Raw genomic sequence first — 16,539 nt, forward strand, 5'->3', positions numbered from 1 at the left:
AACTTCCTGGCCACCCTCTCGGTCGGCTGAGATGGCGAGGCCCGCCAAGCAGAGCTAGTTTGTAAAGCTCCGCACGTGCAGCCGGCCCATGCTGTGTGGGCCCAGAGGAGATTTACGATGCCTTCGCTAGATAGCCTGAATTGCCATCGCAGCCTTGAAGTTGCAGGCAAGACCTACCAGTTCTTCAGCCTGCCGGAGGCGGCCAAGCGCCTTGGCCAGATCGACAAGTTACCGATGTCGATGAAAGTGCTGCTGGAGAACCTGCTGCGCTGGGAGGACGACGAGACCGTCACCAGTGACGACCTGAAAGCCATGGCCGCCTGGCTTGGTCCACGCAACTCGGAGCGCGAGATCCAGTACCGCCCGGCGCGAGTGCTGATGCAGGATTTCACCGGGGTACCGGCAGTCGTCGACTTGGCCGCCATGCGCGCGGCTGTGGCCGCTGCGGGCGGTGATCCACAACGGATCAACCCGCTCTCCCCCGTGGATCTGGTGATCGACCATTCAGTGATGGTGGACCGCTTCGCCACACCGGCTGCCTTCGAGGAGAACGTTGAGATCGAGATGCAGCGCAATGGCGAACGCTATGCCTTCCTGCGATGGGGCCAGCAAGCCTTTGACAACTTCAGCGTGGTACCGCCCGGCACTGGCATCTGCCACCAGGTCAACCTGGAATACCTGGCCCGCACCGTCTGGACCTGCGAAGAGGACGAGCAGACTTGGGCTTACCCCGACACCCTAGTCGGTACAGACTCCCACACCACCATGATCAACGGCCTCGGCGTGCTTGGCTGGGGTGTCGGCGGCATCGAAGCAGAAGCGGCAATGCTCGGCCAACCGGTGTCGATGCTGATTCCGGAGGTGATCGGCTTCAAGCTCACCGGCAAGTTGAAGGAGGGTATCACCGCTACCGACCTGGTCCTCACCGTTACCCAGATGCTGCGCAAGAAGGGTGTAGTGGGGAAATTCGTCGAGTTCTATGGCGACGGCCTCGCTGACCTGCCACTGGCCGACCGGGCCACGATTGCCAACATGGCACCGGAGTATGGCGCCACTTGTGGTTTCTTCCCAGTTGACGACATCACCCTGGGTTACCTTCGCCTGTCTGGCCGCTCAGAAGAAACGGTGCAACTGGTCGAGGCGTATAGCAAAGCCCAGGGCCTGTGGCGCGAGCCGGGCCATGAGCCATTCTTCACCGACACCCTGGCGCTGGACCTGGGCAGTGTCGAAGCCAGCCTCGCAGGCCCCAGGCGCCCGCAAGACCGCGTGCCGCTGCCGCAGGTACCGAAGGCCTTCGATGACCTGCTCGGCCTGCAACTCAAGACCGGGGGTGCTCCTGTCGCCACAAGCGTGCTGGTCGAGCAAGATGACGGGCAACGCTATCCGCTGGAAAATGGCGCCGTGGTCATCGCAGCCATCACCTCTTGCACCAACACCTCCAACCCAAGCGTGATGATGGCCGCCGGCCTGGTCGCCAAGAAAGCCGTGGAGAAGGGACTGACCCGCAGACCCTGGGTCAAGAGCTCGCTGGCCCCTGGCTCCAAGGTGGTGACCGAATACTTCAGGGCCGCCGGTCTTACGCCCTACCTCGACCAACTCGGCTTCAACCTGGTGGGTTACGGCTGCACCACCTGCATCGGCAACTCCGGACCGCTGCTGGCGCCCATTGAGCAGGCAATCCAGCAGGCCGACCTGACGGTCGCCTCGGTGCTTTCGGGCAACCGCAATTTCGAGGGTCGCGTCCATCCGCTGGTGAAAGCCAATTGGCTGGCATCCCCACCACTGGTCGTGGCCTATGCGCTGGCCGGCACCGTACGTCTGGACATCAGCCAGGAGCCGCTGGGGCAGGACCAGAAGGGCAAGCCGGTGTACCTCAAGGACATCTGGCCCAGCCAGAAGGAAATCGCCGAGGCGATCCAGAAAGTCGACACTGCGATGTTCCGCAGGGAATACGCCGAGGTGTTCTCTGGCGATGAGCAGTGGCGCAACATCCTTGTGCCGGAATCCGACACCTATGCGTGGCAGGCAGACTCCACGTATATCCAGCATCCGCCATTCTTTGCGGACATCTCCAAAGCCCCTCCCAAAGTGGAGGATGTGCGTCAAGCGCGCATCCTCGCCCTGCTGGGCGACTCGGTCACCACCGATCACATCTCCCCTGCCGGCAACATCAAGGCCGACAGCCCAGCTGGTCGCTACTTGCGAGAACATGGTGTGGAGCCCAAGGATTTCAACTCCTACGGCTCACGACGCGGCAACCATGAAGTGATGATGCGCGGCACCTTCGCCAACATCCGCATCAGGAATGAAATGCTCGGGGGCGAGGAAGGTGGCAATACCCTGCACATTCCCAGTGGTGAGAAGCTGGCGATCTATGACGCAGCCATGCGCTATCAGACGGAGGGAACTGCGCTGGTGATTGTGGCCGGCAAGGAATATGGCACCGGCTCCTCTCGTGACTGGGCCGCCAAGGGCACCAATCTGCTGGGCGTCAAAGCTGTGATCGCGGAGAGCTTCGAGCGAATCCACCGCTCCAACCTGGTGGGCATGGGCGTGCTACCGTTGCAGTTCGAAGCAGATAATGACCGCACGACGCTGTGCCTGACCGGCCGGGAGACCTTGGCAATCCTTGGCCTGACAGGCGCCAACCTGAAGCCACACATGCCCCTGACACTGGAGATCACTCGCGAGGACGGCACGCAGGACAGGGTCCAGCTACTCTGCCGAATCGACACATTGAACGAGGTGGAGTACTTCAAGGCGGGCGGCATCTTGCACTACGTGCTGCGGCAGATGCTGGCGGCTTGATCCGCTGCGGTTCGGGGCTCGGCACATTTGTCCGAGCCCCGAAGCGCCCCACGCTTTCTGACAGTGCCCACTCGTCGCGAGACTGCTGCCCCTGATATTCATCTGCGCCAGCACCCGCCTGACAACGACACTCCACGCTCATTGCACCGCGCCCAGGGAAACCAACCCTTTAGAATGCGCCGTCGAAAAAAGGCTCAACCTTAGCGCCTGGATGCCGATACAAGCAGCAGGCCTTCCGGAAAAACACCATGAGAAACAACCAACCTATCACCCAGCGTGAGCGCATATTCCCCGTTGAACAGCGACTGATCTCCACCACAGACAGCAGGGGCGTCATCACTTATTGCAACGACGCGTTCATCGATATCAGCGGCTACAACCGAGAAGAGCTGATTCGCGCCCCCCATAACCTGGTGCGACATCCCGATGTGCCGCCGGCGGTGTTCGCCCATATGTGGGCCACGCTCAAGAAAGGCCGCCCGTGGATGGGCGTCGTCAAAAACCGCTGCAAGAATGGCGACCACTACTGGGTCAATGCCTACGTCACCCCCATCTTTGAAGGCAGCCAGATCACCGGCTTCGAGTCCGTGCGCGTTAAGCCGACGGCTGAGCAGATTCGCCGTGCCGAGGCGCTCTACCAACGCATCAACTCCGGCAAATCCCCCATTCCAAAACGGGATCAGTGGCTGCCGGTCCTGCAGGATTGGTTGCCCTTCATCCTGATCAGCCAGATCGGTTTCCTGATTGGCGCCTGGCTCAATTCCCACTGGGGATTCCTGGCGGCAGCCCTCCTCTCGATACCGCTGGGTCTGATCGGCCTGGCTTGGCAGAATCGGGGTATCAAACGGTTGCTCCACCTCGCCGAGCAGGCCACTTCTGACCCGCTGATCGCTCAGATGTACACCGACAGCCGAGGCGTACAAGGCCGTCTTGAGATGGCCATGCTCAGCCAGGAAGCTCGCCTGAAGACTTGCCTGACCCGCCTGCAGGATACTGCCGAGCACCTGACCAAACAGGCCCGCCAGGCCGACACCCTCGCGCACAACAGCTCCGACGGGCTGGAGCGCCAACGCGTAGAAACCGAGCAGGTCGCCGCCGCCGTGAACCAGATGGCGACCACCACCCAGGAAGTCGCCAACAATGTGCAGCGCACAGCCGATGCAACCCAGGAAGCCAACCGCCTGACCAGCCAGGGCCGGACCATCGCAGCTGAAACCCGCGAAGCCATCCAGCGCCTGTCGCAGTCGGTGGGTGAAACCGGTGAGACCGTCACCCGCCTGGCCCAGGACAGTAATGAAATCGGCGGTGTCGTCGACGTGATCAAGGGTATCGCCGATCAGACCAACCTGCTGGCGCTCAACGCAGCAATCGAAGCCGCCCGGGCCGGTGAAATGGGCCGCGGCTTTGCTGTGGTGGCTGACGAAGTACGCCAGCTGGCACAGCGTACAGCGGAGTCCACCGGGCAGATCCACCAGTTGATCGCACAACTGCAAAAGACCGCCGAAGAAGCCGTGCTCACCATGGAGAACGGTCGTCGCCAGGCAGACGAGGGCGTCGAGCGAGTGCAACAGGCCGACCAGGCACTGGCTGGCATCAGCGATGCGGTTGCCAACATCGCCGACATGGCTGATCAAATCGCCGCCGCTACCGAGGAACAGAGCGCAGTGGCCGAGCAGATAAACCAGAGCATCAGCAGCATTGCACACCTGGCCGACCAGACCTCGGGCGAAGCCCAGCGTACAGCCCTGCTCAGCGAGGAGCTGACCAATACCGCTCAAGGACAATATTCGCTGGTGGATCGTTTCAACCGCTAAGCATTTCCATGCGTCAGCAAGAACGCCATCACCCCGGTTCGAGGCGATGGCGTTTTTGTTGGTGAGCTCATCGCAGGCTTCTCCGTAGTACAAAAAGCCATGGCCCCTGCTGGGGCCATGGCTTTATCTCAAGGCCTGAACATGCGTCAGCTCGACGACGGCTCCAGTGCCACCTCGCCCGCGGCTGAGCGCTTGCGCAGACCAAACTGGTAGGCCACCACTAACACCACTAGAAACGGCACGCCGAACACCAGCGTCATCCTGAATACCTCGGTGAATGCAGTGGTCACCAGGATCGCCACCATCAGCCCCAGCCCCAGCAATGTCGTCCAGGGGAACAAGCGCATCCGGAACGAAAGCTGCAGACCACCACTGCGCTCGTGGTAGCGACGGAAGCGATAGTGAGTCAGGAAGATCATCATCCAGGCGAACAGCGCACCGAACATGGAGACGGCCATCATCAGAGAGAAGGATTCTTTCGGATAGATCAGGTTCACCAGCGTCGCCAGCGCAATGCCCACACAGGACAGCATCAGGGCATTGAGCGGAACGCCGTTTCGGCTCAGTCGCCCCATGGCCTTGGGCGCATGGCCAGCACGGGACAGGCTGAACATCATCCGAGTGGTGGTGTAGAGCTGACTGTTCATGGCCGAGACAGCCGCTACCAGAATCACGAAGTTGAGCAGCCCTGTTGCACCGGGAATGCCGGTTTCCTGCATCACGGTGACGAAGGGGCTCTGGGTGCCCGTCCCCGCTGTATTCCAGGGCACGATGGCGAGGATCAGCGCCAGGGTCAGGAGATAGAACACCACCAGGCGCACGAGGGTTGCGCGGAAGGCCTGCTTCACGGCGTGCTGCGGATCCTCTGCCTCACCGGCCGCCACCGCGATCATCTCGACGCTCAGGTAGCTGAAGATGGAGACGATCACGGCAATCCACATGCCATGGATGCCATTGGGGAAGAACCCGCCATGGGCGCTATAGAGATGTACACCATAGCCGTTTCCGCTGACTCCGAAGACCAGGTACGCACCAAGCAGGATGAATCCGACGATGGCACTGATCTTTATCGCCGAGAACCAGTATTCGAAGCGACCGAAGGTCTTCACACTGATCGCGTTGATCAGCACCAGACCGGCAGAGAACGACAGGATCCAGACCCACTCCGCGACCTGCGGAAACCAGAATTTCATGTACAAGGCAACCGCCGTGACCTCCGTGCCCACAGCCAGGACGATCGCGGCCCAATATGCATAGCGCACCAGGAAGCCTGCCAGCGGGCTGACGTAGAACTCGGCATAGGCCCCGAAGGACCCCGAAGTCGGATGGGCAACTGTCATCTCGGCCAGACACCCCATCAGCAACAAGGTGATCAGGGCGCCGATGGCATAACTGATGAGCACGCTGGGGCCAGCGAAACCGATGGCGAAGGTGCTGCCCATGAACAGACCAGTGCCGATGGCACCGCCGATCGCGATCATGCTCATTTGGGCGCTGGTCAACTGCTGCCGCAGCCCCTTCTCACGCCCGGCGATCGCCTGGAAACCATTGGATTCGTTCATTTCTTGTCTCTGAGTCTTGTGATTATTGAAAGCAGAAGCATCCGATCCGGGCGCTACAGCAGGCTCAACGGATATTCCAGGATGACGCGGACCTCGTTGTTGTCCGCTGTGTCAGCCCGCGCCAGTTCGGCCGACGAGCGCAGGCTGGCCTGGCGCAGCCGCACGGACAGGTCCTTTACCGGCCCGTCCTGGACCACGTAGCGCAGCTCAATGTCGCGTTCCCAGCGCTTGCCGTCACCGCCATAACGACCATAGGCGCCATTGGGGCCACCGTCGTAATGGCTGTCATCGATGTGGTCGCCGCTCACGTAACGAGTCATGAAACTAAGTCCCGGTACGCCGAACGCCGCCATATCGAGGTCATAGCGCATCTGCCAGGAACGTTCGTTGGGGGCGTTGAAGTCGACAACCTGCACCGAGTTGGCAAGATAGATCGAAGTGCCGGGCTGACGATCGAAGCCCAGGTAGTCGAAGGGCTCATCGCCATGCACGCGCTGGTAAGCCAAGGTCAAGCTGTGCGGGCCCTGGCTGTAACGACTGGAAAGCGACCAAGTGGTGTTGTCGATTTCCCCTGCTCGCCGCTGCCCCTCATCGAGCGTGCGGTAGAGGTTGAGGTCGAAGGACAGGCCACGCAGTTCGTCCAGCTGGAAGACATGACCTGCGTTGGCGTAGTACTGCCGCCAGATATCGTCGAAACGCGAGGCATAGAAGCTCAGGCTGGTTCCGCCAGCGGGGGCGAATGCCACCCCGGCGTAGTCCACATGACCAGTCTCGACCTGCGCATACAGGGCCTTGAGCGCGCCATCGAAGTTGGTGGAGTTGCCATCGTTGCCAGCAGTGAAATGACCAGCATCCAGCAAAAGGTCATCGATTTCGCGACTGTTCAGCTGAAATCCGGTGGCCGTCGGCGTGAACAGACGCGCAGCGCCAGTGCCGAACACAGGATTCATGGGCATCAGGTTGCCGTATTTCAGCTCGCTGCGTGATACCCGCGCCTTCACTGCGGCGCCTACCTCGGAGTACTCGTCCTCGGCACGGCCATCGGAGCCTACCGGCAGCAGGTCCGTACCCGTGCGCCCCTTGCCGCTGTCGAGCTTGAGCCCCAAATGAGCATAGGCGTCGACACCAAACCTTACGGTGCCAGGTGTGTAGCCCGAAGCGAAGTCGAGCTGGAAGCCATGGGCCCACTCTTCCCTGTAGTTCTGGCCGCCTGGATTGTTCAGCAGGTTACGGTGGAAGTAGAAGTTGCGCTGCGTCAGCACCAGGCTGCTGTCGGCCAGGAGCCCGCCCGCAACCTCCTCTGCCATCAAGCCCGGACTGCACGCGCCCAGCAGCAGGAGTAGGCACGCCGAAGACATATTCAGCTTCATGGGTTTTCCTTTCTTGTTGTGGTTATGGCATTTCATCGCGTAGCGCCCCAGGTACAGGGGCGCCGTTTCAGGTGGGCCTGAAGGTCAGGTCACCTTGTGGCGAACGCGGAAGCGCTCTTGTTGCCAGATACCGGAGTCGAGGATCTCGCCCAGGATCTCTGCTGCATCCCATACATCGGCGAAGCTTGTGTAGAGCGGGGTAAAGCCGAATCGCATGATGCGGGGCTCACGGTAATCACCGATGACGCCGCGCTCGATCAGCGCCTGGATCAACGCGTAGCCTTCTGGATGCTCGAAGCTGACATGGCTGCCACGATGGGCATGCTCGAGCGGCGTCACCAAAGTGAGCGGGTGTTTGGCGCAACGCTGCTGAACCAGATTGATGAACAGGTCAGTCAGCGCCAGGGACTTGCATCGCAGGGCCTGCATATCGGTCTTGGCAAAAACATCCAGGCCGCACTCGACAAGCGCCAACGAAGTGATGGGCTGGGTGCCGCAGAGGTATCGACCAATGCCCGGCGCCGGCTCATAACTGGTCTCCATGCCAAACTGACGGGCGTGCCCCCACCAACCGGTGAGCGGCTGCCAGACCAGGTCACGCAGATGTGGCGCAACCCAGACGAACGCCGGTGAGCCAGGACCACCATTCAGGTACTTGTAGGTGCAGCCGATGGCATAGTCGGCATTCGCGCCTTTCAGGTCCACCGGCACGGCGCCGGCCGAGTGGGCCAGGTCCCAGATGGCCAGCGCGCCGCACTCATGGGCCAGCGCAGTCAGGGCAGCCATGTCATGCAGGTAGCCAGTCTTGTAGTTGACGTGGGTGATCATCACCACAGCCGTGTCCGCGCCGATGACTGCGGGAAGCTCCTCTGGGCTCTGTACCAGACGCAGGGAATAACCCTGCTGGAGCATGTCGGCCAGGCCCTCGGCCATGTAGAGGTCCGTGGGGAAGTTGCTGGCCTCGGAGACAATCACCTTGCGTGAGGGGTCGCGATTGGCCTGGACGCGGAGTGCTGCCACCAGCACCTTGAACAGGTTGATCGAGGTGGTATCAGTCACTACTACTTCGTCCTCGGCTGCGCCAATCAGCTGTGCGAGCTTGTTGCCCAAGCGCTCTGGCAGGGCGCGCCAGCCGGCGGTATTCCAGCTACGGACCAGGCCGTCCCCCCACTCATCCGCGAGTACTTGTCGGGCACGCTCCTGAGCGGCAGCCGGGCGGGCGCCGAGGGAGTTGCCGTCCAGATAGATCACACCTTCGGGCAAGGCAAAGTCAGCGCGCAAATGGGCGAGCGAGTCCTGGGCGTCGAGCGCCAGGCAATATTCTCTTGTTGTCATCTTCTTTTCCTAGGTCGATGGAGGACGCAGCACCGCACGAACCGGGCTGGCATCGAGGTGGGTGAACTTGAGAGGGAGCGCGATCAGCTCGTAGTCGCCGGCCGGTACTTCATCGAGAACCAGCCCCTCCAGAATCGCCATGCCATGCCGTGCAACGGTCTTATGGGCGTCCAGAGTCTTGGACTGCTGTGGGTCGAGCGAGGGCGTATCGATACCGATCAGGCGCACGCCGTGGGCTGCAAGCAACTCGATCGTGTCCGCCGCGACCGCCCGAAAGCACTCATCCCAATGGGTTTGGGCGGCCTGTTGGCAGGCTCGCAACAGCACCCTCGGCGGAACGCCCTGCAGATGCGGCGCAATATCTTCCGGACGCACGAGTTGCCCGCCATCCATGCAATGGATGACCCGGCAGGGCCCCAGGTAAGGCTCCAGGGACACGGCGCCGATAGCAGCACCAGCCGGGTCGTAATGCCGGGGCGCATCAGCATGGGCGCCGGTATGCGGCGACAGGCTGATACGACCGACATTGACCGGGCAGTCCGGCCCCATGTGCCAAACGGCCTCTTCGGTGTAGGGCGTATCGCCGGGCCAGGTGGGAATGGCCGGGTTGATCCAGGGACTGATGTCCCACAAGCGAGGGGATACCGACATGCTCGATCTCCAGTTGCTACTGGGAAGATGATGACGGAACCCCACTTGAATTTTCGTGCAAACTCAGAGACAAAATCGCCATATTCTCGAATATAATTCGATTACTAAAATCAAGTACGCAATTTTATTCTTACGCCATGACACTAGACTCCACAGATATTCGTATCCTCCTCTGCCTGCAGCAGAACGGCCGCATCAGCAATCAGGATCTGGCGGAAAAGGTCGCACTCTCACCGTCGGCCTGTCTGCGCCGGCTGCGCATCCTGGAAGACAACGGCGTAATAGAAGGTTATCGCGCCGTCTTCAATGCCGAGCGGCTTGGGGTGGAGCTGGAAGCCATCGTGCACATTTCCATGCGCCAGGACGATGAGAACTGGCACGAGGCATTCATCCAGAAGGTGCAGTCCTGGCCCGAGGTCGTCAGCGCTTACGTAATTACCGGCGCCAGCAACTATGTGCTGAGAGTGCAGGCCCGCAACCTCAAGCAGTACTCCGACTTCATCGTTAACAAGCTGAACCGGACGGTCGGGGTCACCGATATCCGCTCCGAGATCATCTTGCAAAAGATCAAGGAAGGCGGCGGCGTGCTGGACTTGCTGGTGGCGAGGAAGTAGCAGCCAGCGCTGGCCTATTTGGCGAGGAATTGCGCAACTTCATCCGCCGCAGTCTCCAGGTGCTGTTCATGGTTCAGGCCTGAAGCCTTGAGCGGCTTCAGGTCGTGGTTGGCGGCCAGGAGCCAGTGCACACGAATCGCCTGGGACAGGTTGTAACCGGCGACCGTTTGGCGATCACCCATGGGGTCGCGGTCCCCCTGAATGATCAGCGTCGGTGTTTTTAGATCCGCCAAGTGGGCGACACGCGGCTTGTCAGCCTTGCCCACGGCATGGAAGGGATAGCCCAGGCATACCAGCGCATCCACCCCTAACTCGTCCGCCATGAGGCTGGCCATACGCCCACCCATAGACTTGCCGCCTATAGCCAGTGGCCCTGTGACCTGCTGTCGCACCTGCTCATACACCACACGCCAGTGGGCGAGCAATTGTGCCTGTGGATTAGGGGGGCGTTTTCGCCCGTCCTCCCGCCTCGCCGACATGTAGGGAAACTCGAACCGAACTACCGCAACCCCCCGCGCTACCAGCCTCTCCGAGACGTTTTCCATGAATGGACTATCCATCGGCGCTCCCGCCCCATGGGCAAGAATCAGTGTGCTCTTTACCTGGCCCGAAGGCCTTTGCGACAACAACATTCAGACATCTCCGGTAGTCAGAGGCCGTTGATCCAAGTCAATAGGGGTTCCGAGGCGTTTCACCATGCTTCCCACGCAATTCCAAGAAACCGTGTACGGAAGCCCACAACATGAGCACAGCAACCAGTACCGCCTACAACTACAAGGTGGTCCGCCAGTTCGCCATTATGACGGTGGTCTGGGGAATCGTCGGGATGGGGCTCGGCGTTCTCCTGGCAGCCCAGCTAGCTTGGCCGGAACTCAACTTCAACCTGCCCTGGACCAGCTTCGGTCGCCTGCGCCCGCTGCATACCAATGCAGTGATATTCGCCTTTGGCGGATGCGCGCTGTTCGCCACCAGCTACTACGCAGTGCAACGCACCTGCCAGACGCGGCTGGTTTCGGACAAACTCGCCGCCTTCACCTTCTGGGGCTGGCAACTGGTGATTGTCCTGGCTGCCATCAGCCTGCCGCTGGGCTATACAAGCTCGAAAGAATACGCCGAACTGGAATGGCCGATCGACATCCTGATCACCATCGTCTGGGTTTCCTACGCCATCGTGTTCTTCGGCACGGTGATGAAGCGCAAGACCAAGCACATCTACGTGGGCAACTGGTTTTTCGGCGGCTTCATCCTCACAGTTGCGATTCTGCACCTGGTGAACAACCTGGAACTCCCCGTCACCCTGACCAAGTCCTATTCGCTCTACTCGGGAGCCACGGATGCGATGATCCAGTGGTGGTATGGCCATAACGCCGTGGGTTTCTTCCTGACTGCAGGCTTCCTGGGGATGATGTACTACTTCGTGCCCAAGCAGGCCGAGCGACCGGTGTATTCCTACCGCCTGTCCATCGTGCACTTCTGGGCGCTGATCACCCTGTACATCTGGGCCGGCCCGCATCACCTGCACTACACCGCCCTGCCGGACTGGGCCCAGTCCCTTGGCATGGTTATGTCCTTGGTACTGCTGGCTCCCAGCTGGGGCGGCATGATCAACGGCATGATGACCCTTTCCGGTGCCTGGCATAAGCTGCGCAGCGACCCGATCCTGCGCTTCCTGGTCGTCTCCCTGGCCTTCTACGGCATGTCCACCTTCGAAGGCCCGATGATGGCCATCAAGACCGTCAATGCCCTTTCCCACTACACCGACTGGACCATCGGCCATGTCCATGCCGGGGCGCTAGGCTGGGTAGCGATGGTGTCAATCGGCTCGCTGTACCACCTGATCCCGAAAGTCTTCGGCCGCGAGGAGATGCACAGCATAGGCCTGATCAACGCCCACTTCTGGCTGGCCACCATCGGTACCGTGCTGTACATCGCCTCCATGTGGGTCAACGGCATTACCCAGGGCCTGATGTGGCGCGCCGTCAACGAAGACGGCACCCTCACCTACTCCTTCGTCGAAGCCCTTGAAGCCAGCCACGCAGGCTTCGTGGTGCGCATGATCGGTGGTGCGATCTTCCTCAGCGGCATGCTGCTAATGGCCTGGAACACCTGGCGTACCGCCCGCGCCGTAGAACCGACCCAGTACGACGCAGCTGCGCAGATCGCCTGAGGAGCGCTAGATGAAAAAGCATGAAGTAATCGAGAAGAACGTTGGCCTGATGGCGCTGTTCATGGTCCTGGCCGTCAGCATCGGCGGCCTGGTACAGATCGTGCCGCTGTTCTTCCAGGACGTGACCAACAACCCGGTGGAAGGCATGAAGCCCTACACCGCCCTGCAACTGGAAGGCCGCGACATCTACATCCGCGAAGGCTGCGTTGGCTGCCACTCGCAGATGATCCGCCCGTTCCGTGCCGAGACCGAGCGTTATGGCCACTACTCCGTTGCGGGCGAAAGCGTCTGGGACCACCCGTTCCTGTGGGGTTCCAAGCGCACCGGTCCGGACCTGGCTCGCGTTGGCGGCCGCTACTCAGATGACTGGCACCGCGCCCACTTGTACAACCCGCGAAACGTAGTGCCGGAATCGAAGATGCCTGCCTACCCCTGGCTGGTAGAAAACACCCTCGACGGCAAGGATACCGCTGCGAAGTTGAAGGCAATGCGGACACTGGGCGTGCCTTACACCGACGAAGACGTTGCAGGCGCCCAGTCGGCAGTCAAGGGCAAGACCGAGATGGATGCCCTGGTCGCTTACCTGCAGGTCCTCGGCACCAGCCTGAAGAACAAGAGGTAGTCCATGGATATCGGAACGCTGCGTGGCCTCGGCACCCTCGTGGTGCTGATCGCCACCCTTGGTGTGATCTGCTGGGCGTACAGCGGTAAACGCAAGGCAAGCTTCGAAGAGGCGGCCAATCTACCCTTCGCTGATGACGTCACGCTCGACCGGAACGACTCTAGGAGCCCTCACGCATGACCACTTTCTGGAGCTGGTACATCTCCCTGCTCACCATATTTACCCTACTCGCCCTGGTCTGGCTGATCTTCGCCACGCGCAAGGGCGAGGCAAAAGGGACCACGGACCAAACCATGGGCCACAGCTTCGACGGCATTGAGGAATACGACAATCCGCTGCCCAAGTGGTGGTTCCTGCTGTTCATTGGCACGTTGATCTTCGCAGCCGGCTATCTGGTGGTCTATCCAGGTCTCGGCAACTGGAAAGGCGTGTTCCCGGGCTATGAGGACGGCTGGACGCAGGTCAAGCAATGGCAGCGTGAAGTGAACAAGGCCGAGCAACAGTACGGCCCGATCTTCGCGCGCTATTCGGCCATGCCAATCGAGGCTGTGGCCCTAGACCCCCAAGCCCTGAAGATGGGTGGCCGCCTGTTTGCAACCTATTGCTCCATTTGCCATGGCTCGGACGCCAAGGGAGCAGTGGGTTTCCCGAACCTCACCGACAGCAACTGGCGCTGGGGTGGCGAGCCCGAAACCATCAAGGCCAGCATCCTCCATGGCCGCGTTGCCGCCATGCCTGCCTGGGGCGAAATACTTGGTGACGAGGGCGTGAAGAATGTCGCCGCTTATGTGCGTCAGGACCTCGCCGGCCTGAAACTGCCGGTAGACACCAAGGCCGACCTCGCAGCGGGCAAGGCCCTGTTCGCCAGCACCTGCACCGCCTGTCATGGTGCCGAAGGCAGGGGCACAGCAATGATGGGGGCACCGGACCTGACCCGCCCCGGCGGCTGGATCTACGGCTCCGGCCTAACCCAGTTGCAGCAGACCATTCGATACGGCCGCAACGGTCAGATGCCCGCCCAACAGGAATATCTGGGTCAAGACAAGGTCCACGTGCTAGCCGCTTATGTATACAGCCTGTCGCAACAGGGCGAACAAACTGCCGGAAAGTAGAAAGGCGCGAGGGAGGCACGGACGCCTCCCCCTTCGGCGGCCAGCTGAGCGCTAAACTGCCAGCCGCGTAATACGGCGCCCTCAGGTGCCCGGACACAAGGATGTGTCCGCCTTTATTTATCTTCCTTTATATAGTGCGACCCAGTGTCGCACCTCTCCGACAAGCAGCACACATCCCGCTTTGACTTGGGCTAAGCTTCCCCGGAGTCGTTATAGGTCCCAACTCTAAGGCGATCCCCTTCTTCGCGCAGCGGATTGAGCGCTCGCCACCTTCTGACTGCGCCAAACGCACGCGCGCCAATCCTTGTCCAGAGGGCTCTGAAGCCCTGATTGTGTCGGCATGTGTCGTTGCAATGGCTACCCTCTTTCTCCATACTTGCCGCCGATTTTTTGTCCCCAGAAAAACTCCATTAACCGTGGAACCCCTAGCATGAGCACAGCAATCAGTCAGACTGCTTATAACTATAAGGTGGTCCGCCAGTTCGCCGTTATGACGGTGATCTGGGGGGTCATAGGGATGGGTCTAGGTGTGTTCATTGCCGCACAACTCGTGTGGCCGGAACTCAACCTTGGCCTACCGTGGACCAGCTTCGGCCGTCTTCGCCCACTGCATACCAACGCGGTGATCTTCGCGTTTGGTGGTTGCGCCTTGTTCGCCACGTCCTACTACGTGGTACAGCGCACCTGCCAAGCCCGCCTGGTCTCCGATAGTCTGGCCGCCTTCACCTTCTGGGGTTGGCAAGCCGTGATCGTGCTGGCGGTGATCACACTGCCGCTGGGCTACACCTCTTCCAAGGAGTACGCCGAGCTGGAGTGGCCGATCGACATCCTCTTGGGGATCGTCTGGATCACCTATGCGGTGGTTTTCTTCGGCACCATCATCAAGCGCAAGTCCAAGCACATCTATGTGGGTAACTGGTTCTTCGGCGCTTTCATCCTGGTCACCGCCATGCTGCACATCGTCAACAGCATGGAAATGCCGGTCTACGCCTTCAAGTCGTACTCCATGTACGCCGGCGCAACCGATGCGATGATCCAGTGGTGGTACGGTCACAACGCCGTGGGCTTCTTCCTGACCACCGGCTTCCTCGGGATGATGTATTACTTCGTACCCAAGCAGGCCGAGCGTCCGATCTACTCCTATCGTCTGTCCATCGTGCACTTCTGGGCGCTGATCACCCTGTACATCTGGGCTGGTCCACACCACCTGCACTACACCGCCCTGCCGGACTGGGCCCAGTCCCTTGGCATGGCCATGTCCTTGATCCTCCTGGCTCCGAGCTGGGGTGGCATGATCAACGGCATGATGAGCCTGTCGGGCGCCTGGCATAAGCTGCGTAGCGACCCGATCCTGCGCTTCCTGGTGGTGTCCCTGGCCTTCTACGGCATGTCCACCTTCGAAGGCCCGATGATGGCCATCAAGACCGTCAACGCCCTCTCCCACTACACCGACTGGACCATCGGCCACGTGCATGCCGGCGCCCTCGGCTGGGTTGCAATGATCTCCATCGGCTCGCTGTACCACCTGATTCCGAAGGTCTTCGGTCGTGAGCAGATGCACAGCGTCGGTCTGATCAACGCCCACTTCTGGCTGGCCACCATCGGTACCGTGCTGTACATCGCCTCCATGTGGGTCAACGGCATCACCCAGGGCCTGATGTGGCGTGCAGTCAACGAAGACGGCACCCTCACCTACTCCTTCGTCGAAGCCCTTGAGGCCAGCCATCCGGGCTTCCTGGTGCGCATGATCGGCGGCGCCTTCTTCGTGACCGGCATGCTGCTGATGGCCTACAACACCTACCGCACCGTACGTGCTGCCAAGCCGGCTGAATACGACGCCGCTGCGCAGATTCCGCAAGGAGCTCATCACTAATGAAGCAACATGAATTAGTCGAGAAGAACGTCGGCCTGCTGGCACTGTTCATGGTGATCGCCGTGAGCATCGGCGGCCTGGTACAGATCGTGCCGCTGTTCTTCCAGGACGTGACCAACAACCCAGTCGAAGGCATGAAACCACGCACCGCGCTGGAGCTCGAAGGCCGCGACATTTACATCCGCGAAGGTTGCGTTGGCTGCCATTCGCAGATGGTTCGTCCGTTCCGTGCCGAAACCGAGCGTTATGGCCACTACTCCGTTGCGGGCGAAAGCGTCTGGGACCACCCGTTCCTGTGGGGCTCCAAGCGCACTGGTCCGGACCTGGCCCGCGTTGGCGGCCGTTACTCCGACGACTGGCAGCGTGCCCACCTGTACAACCCGCGCAACGTAGTTCCGGAATCGAAGATGCCGGCCTACCCGTGGCTGGTTGAGAACAAGCTCGACGGCAAGCACACCGCCGACAAGATGGAAGCTCTGCGCAAACTGGGCGTGCCCTACACCGACGAAGACATCGCTGGCGCGAAAGAAGCCGTCAAGGGCAAGACCGAGATGGACGCACTGGTCGCGTTCCTCCAAGGCCTGGGCACCTCTATCAAGAACAAACGGTAA

Annotated in this window: 14 protein-coding genes; 9 read left to right on the forward strand and 5 right to left on the reverse strand. The window is 60.8% G+C overall.

Going from position 1 to position 16,539, the window contains the following annotated elements; genetic code table 11:
- Positions 1-117: 117 nt before the first annotated feature.
- Together acnA and OXH74_RS00635 are read left to right on the forward strand one after the other, a co-directional pair.
- Positions 118-2,808 carry an aconitate hydratase AcnA gene (acnA, locus tag OXH74_RS00630; RefSeq protein WP_375739650.1) on the forward strand — a complete coding sequence of 897 codons (2,691 nt, stop codon included), beginning with the start codon at positions 118-120 and terminating at the stop codon, positions 2,806-2,808.
- Positions 2,809-3,056: 248 nt separating this feature from the next.
- Positions 3,057-4,622, forward strand: coding sequence for a methyl-accepting chemotaxis protein (locus OXH74_RS00635; protein ID WP_375739651.1), 1,566 nt, complete (start codon positions 3,057-3,059; stop codon positions 4,620-4,622).
- 146 nt (positions 4,623-4,768) lie between these two features.
- On the opposite strand, the gene OXH74_RS00640 is transcribed toward OXH74_RS00635, so the two are convergent.
- From OXH74_RS00640 to kynB, 4 genes are all read right to left on the reverse strand, one after another.
- Positions 4,769-6,184 carry an amino acid permease gene (locus tag OXH74_RS00640; RefSeq protein WP_375739652.1) on the reverse strand — a complete coding sequence of 472 codons (1,416 nt, stop codon included), beginning with the start codon at positions 6,182-6,184 and terminating at the stop codon, positions 4,769-4,771.
- A gap of 53 nt (positions 6,185-6,237) precedes the next feature.
- Positions 6,238-7,554 (reverse strand): OprD family porin, encoded by a 1,317-nt coding sequence (locus OXH74_RS00645; RefSeq protein ID WP_375739653.1) that lies wholly within the window; start codon positions 7,552-7,554, stop codon positions 6,238-6,240.
- A gap of 84 nt (positions 7,555-7,638) precedes the next feature.
- Positions 7,639-8,889, reverse strand: coding sequence for a kynureninase (kynU, locus tag OXH74_RS00650; protein ID WP_375739654.1), 1,251 nt, complete (start codon positions 8,887-8,889; stop codon positions 7,639-7,641).
- Between the two features lie 9 nt (positions 8,890-8,898).
- Positions 8,899-9,540 carry an arylformamidase gene (gene kynB / locus OXH74_RS00655; protein WP_375739655.1) on the reverse strand — a complete coding sequence of 214 codons (642 nt, stop codon included), beginning with the start codon at positions 9,538-9,540 and terminating at the stop codon, positions 8,899-8,901.
- Positions 9,541-9,677: 137 nt separating this feature from the next.
- On the opposite strand from kynB, the gene OXH74_RS00660 reads away from it, so the two are divergent.
- Positions 9,678-10,154, forward strand: a complete 477-nt coding sequence (locus OXH74_RS00660; RefSeq protein WP_375739656.1) for an Lrp/AsnC family transcriptional regulator — start codon at positions 9,678-9,680, stop codon at positions 10,152-10,154.
- Between the two features lie 14 nt (positions 10,155-10,168).
- Here OXH74_RS00660 and OXH74_RS00665 read toward each other — a convergent pair whose 3' ends face one another.
- Positions 10,169-10,786, reverse strand: a complete 618-nt coding sequence (locus OXH74_RS00665; protein WP_375739657.1) for an alpha/beta family hydrolase — start codon at positions 10,784-10,786, stop codon at positions 10,169-10,171.
- A 110-nt stretch (positions 10,787-10,896) separates the two neighbouring features.
- Between OXH74_RS00665 and ccoN (OXH74_RS00670) the strand changes: the two genes are divergently transcribed.
- From ccoN (OXH74_RS00670) to ccoO (OXH74_RS00695), 6 genes are all read left to right on the forward strand, one after another.
- Positions 10,897-12,321, forward strand: a complete 1,425-nt coding sequence (gene ccoN / locus OXH74_RS00670) for a cytochrome-c oxidase, cbb3-type subunit I (protein WP_375739658.1) — start codon at positions 10,897-10,899, stop codon at positions 12,319-12,321.
- A 10-nt stretch (positions 12,322-12,331) separates the two neighbouring features.
- Positions 12,332-12,943 carry a cytochrome-c oxidase, cbb3-type subunit II gene (ccoO, locus tag OXH74_RS00675; RefSeq protein ID WP_215378698.1) on the forward strand — a complete coding sequence of 204 codons (612 nt, stop codon included), beginning with the start codon at positions 12,332-12,334 and terminating at the stop codon, positions 12,941-12,943.
- A 3-nt stretch (positions 12,944-12,946) separates the two neighbouring features.
- Positions 12,947-13,123 carry a cbb3-type cytochrome c oxidase subunit 3 gene (locus OXH74_RS00680; protein WP_215378700.1) on the forward strand — a complete coding sequence of 59 codons (177 nt, stop codon included), beginning with the start codon at positions 12,947-12,949 and terminating at the stop codon, positions 13,121-13,123.
- Complete coding sequence (ccoP, locus tag OXH74_RS00685; RefSeq protein WP_375739659.1) at positions 13,120-14,055, forward strand: cytochrome-c oxidase, cbb3-type subunit III; 936 nt, start codon at positions 13,120-13,122, stop codon at positions 14,053-14,055. The genes OXH74_RS00680 and ccoP overlap by 4 nt, the downstream gene beginning before the upstream one ends.
- A gap of 430 nt (positions 14,056-14,485) precedes the next feature.
- A complete protein-coding gene (gene ccoN, locus OXH74_RS00690) occupies positions 14,486-15,928 on the forward strand; it encodes a cytochrome-c oxidase, cbb3-type subunit I (protein WP_215378704.1) in 1,443 nt (480 codons plus the stop codon).
- Entirely contained in the window at positions 15,928-16,539 is a 612-nt protein-coding gene (gene ccoO / locus OXH74_RS00695; RefSeq protein WP_215378705.1) for a cytochrome-c oxidase, cbb3-type subunit II, read from the forward strand. The genes ccoN (OXH74_RS00690) and ccoO (OXH74_RS00695) overlap by 1 nt, the downstream gene beginning before the upstream one ends.

Origin of the sequence: Metapseudomonas boanensis (assembly GCF_042232855.1) — a bacterium.
In the GTDB taxonomy this organism is placed as follows: domain Bacteria; phylum Pseudomonadota; class Gammaproteobacteria; order Pseudomonadales; family Pseudomonadaceae; genus Metapseudomonas; species Metapseudomonas boanensis.

Bases quoted from the DNA above. Each gene is read 5' to 3' on its own strand.
- ccoO (WP_215378698.1), top strand. From the start codon at position 12,332: ATGAAAAAGCATGAAGTAATCGAGAAGAACGTTGGCCTGATGGCGCTG.
- ccoN (WP_215378704.1), top strand. From the start codon at position 14,486: ATGAGCACAGCAATCAGTCAGACTGCTTATAACTATAAGGTGGTCCGC.
- kynB (WP_375739655.1), bottom strand. From the start codon at position 9,540: ATGTCGGTATCCCCTCGCTTGTGGGACATCAGTCCCTGGATCAACCCG.
- OXH74_RS00680 (WP_215378700.1), top strand. From the start codon at position 12,947: ATGGATATCGGAACGCTGCGTGGCCTCGGCACCCTCGTGGTGCTGATC.
- ccoN (WP_375739658.1), top strand. From the start codon at position 10,897: ATGAGCACAGCAACCAGTACCGCCTACAACTACAAGGTGGTCCGCCAG.
- OXH74_RS00640 (WP_375739652.1), bottom strand. From the start codon at position 6,184: ATGAACGAATCCAATGGTTTCCAGGCGATCGCCGGGCGTGAGAAGGGG.
- OXH74_RS00645 (WP_375739653.1), bottom strand. From the start codon at position 7,554: ATGAAGCTGAATATGTCTTCGGCGTGCCTACTCCTGCTGCTGGGCGCG.
- OXH74_RS00635 (WP_375739651.1), top strand. From the start codon at position 3,057: ATGAGAAACAACCAACCTATCACCCAGCGTGAGCGCATATTCCCCGTT.
- OXH74_RS00660 (WP_375739656.1), top strand. From the start codon at position 9,678: ATGACACTAGACTCCACAGATATTCGTATCCTCCTCTGCCTGCAGCAG.
- ccoO (WP_215378705.1), top strand. From the start codon at position 15,928: ATGAAGCAACATGAATTAGTCGAGAAGAACGTCGGCCTGCTGGCACTG.
- kynU (WP_375739654.1), bottom strand. From the start codon at position 8,889: ATGACAACAAGAGAATATTGCCTGGCGCTCGACGCCCAGGACTCGCTC.
- ccoP (WP_375739659.1), top strand. From the start codon at position 13,120: ATGACCACTTTCTGGAGCTGGTACATCTCCCTGCTCACCATATTTACC.
- acnA (WP_375739650.1), top strand. From the start codon at position 118: ATGCCTTCGCTAGATAGCCTGAATTGCCATCGCAGCCTTGAAGTTGCA.
- OXH74_RS00665 (WP_375739657.1), bottom strand. From the start codon at position 10,786: ATGTTGTTGTCGCAAAGGCCTTCGGGCCAGGTAAAGAGCACACTGATT.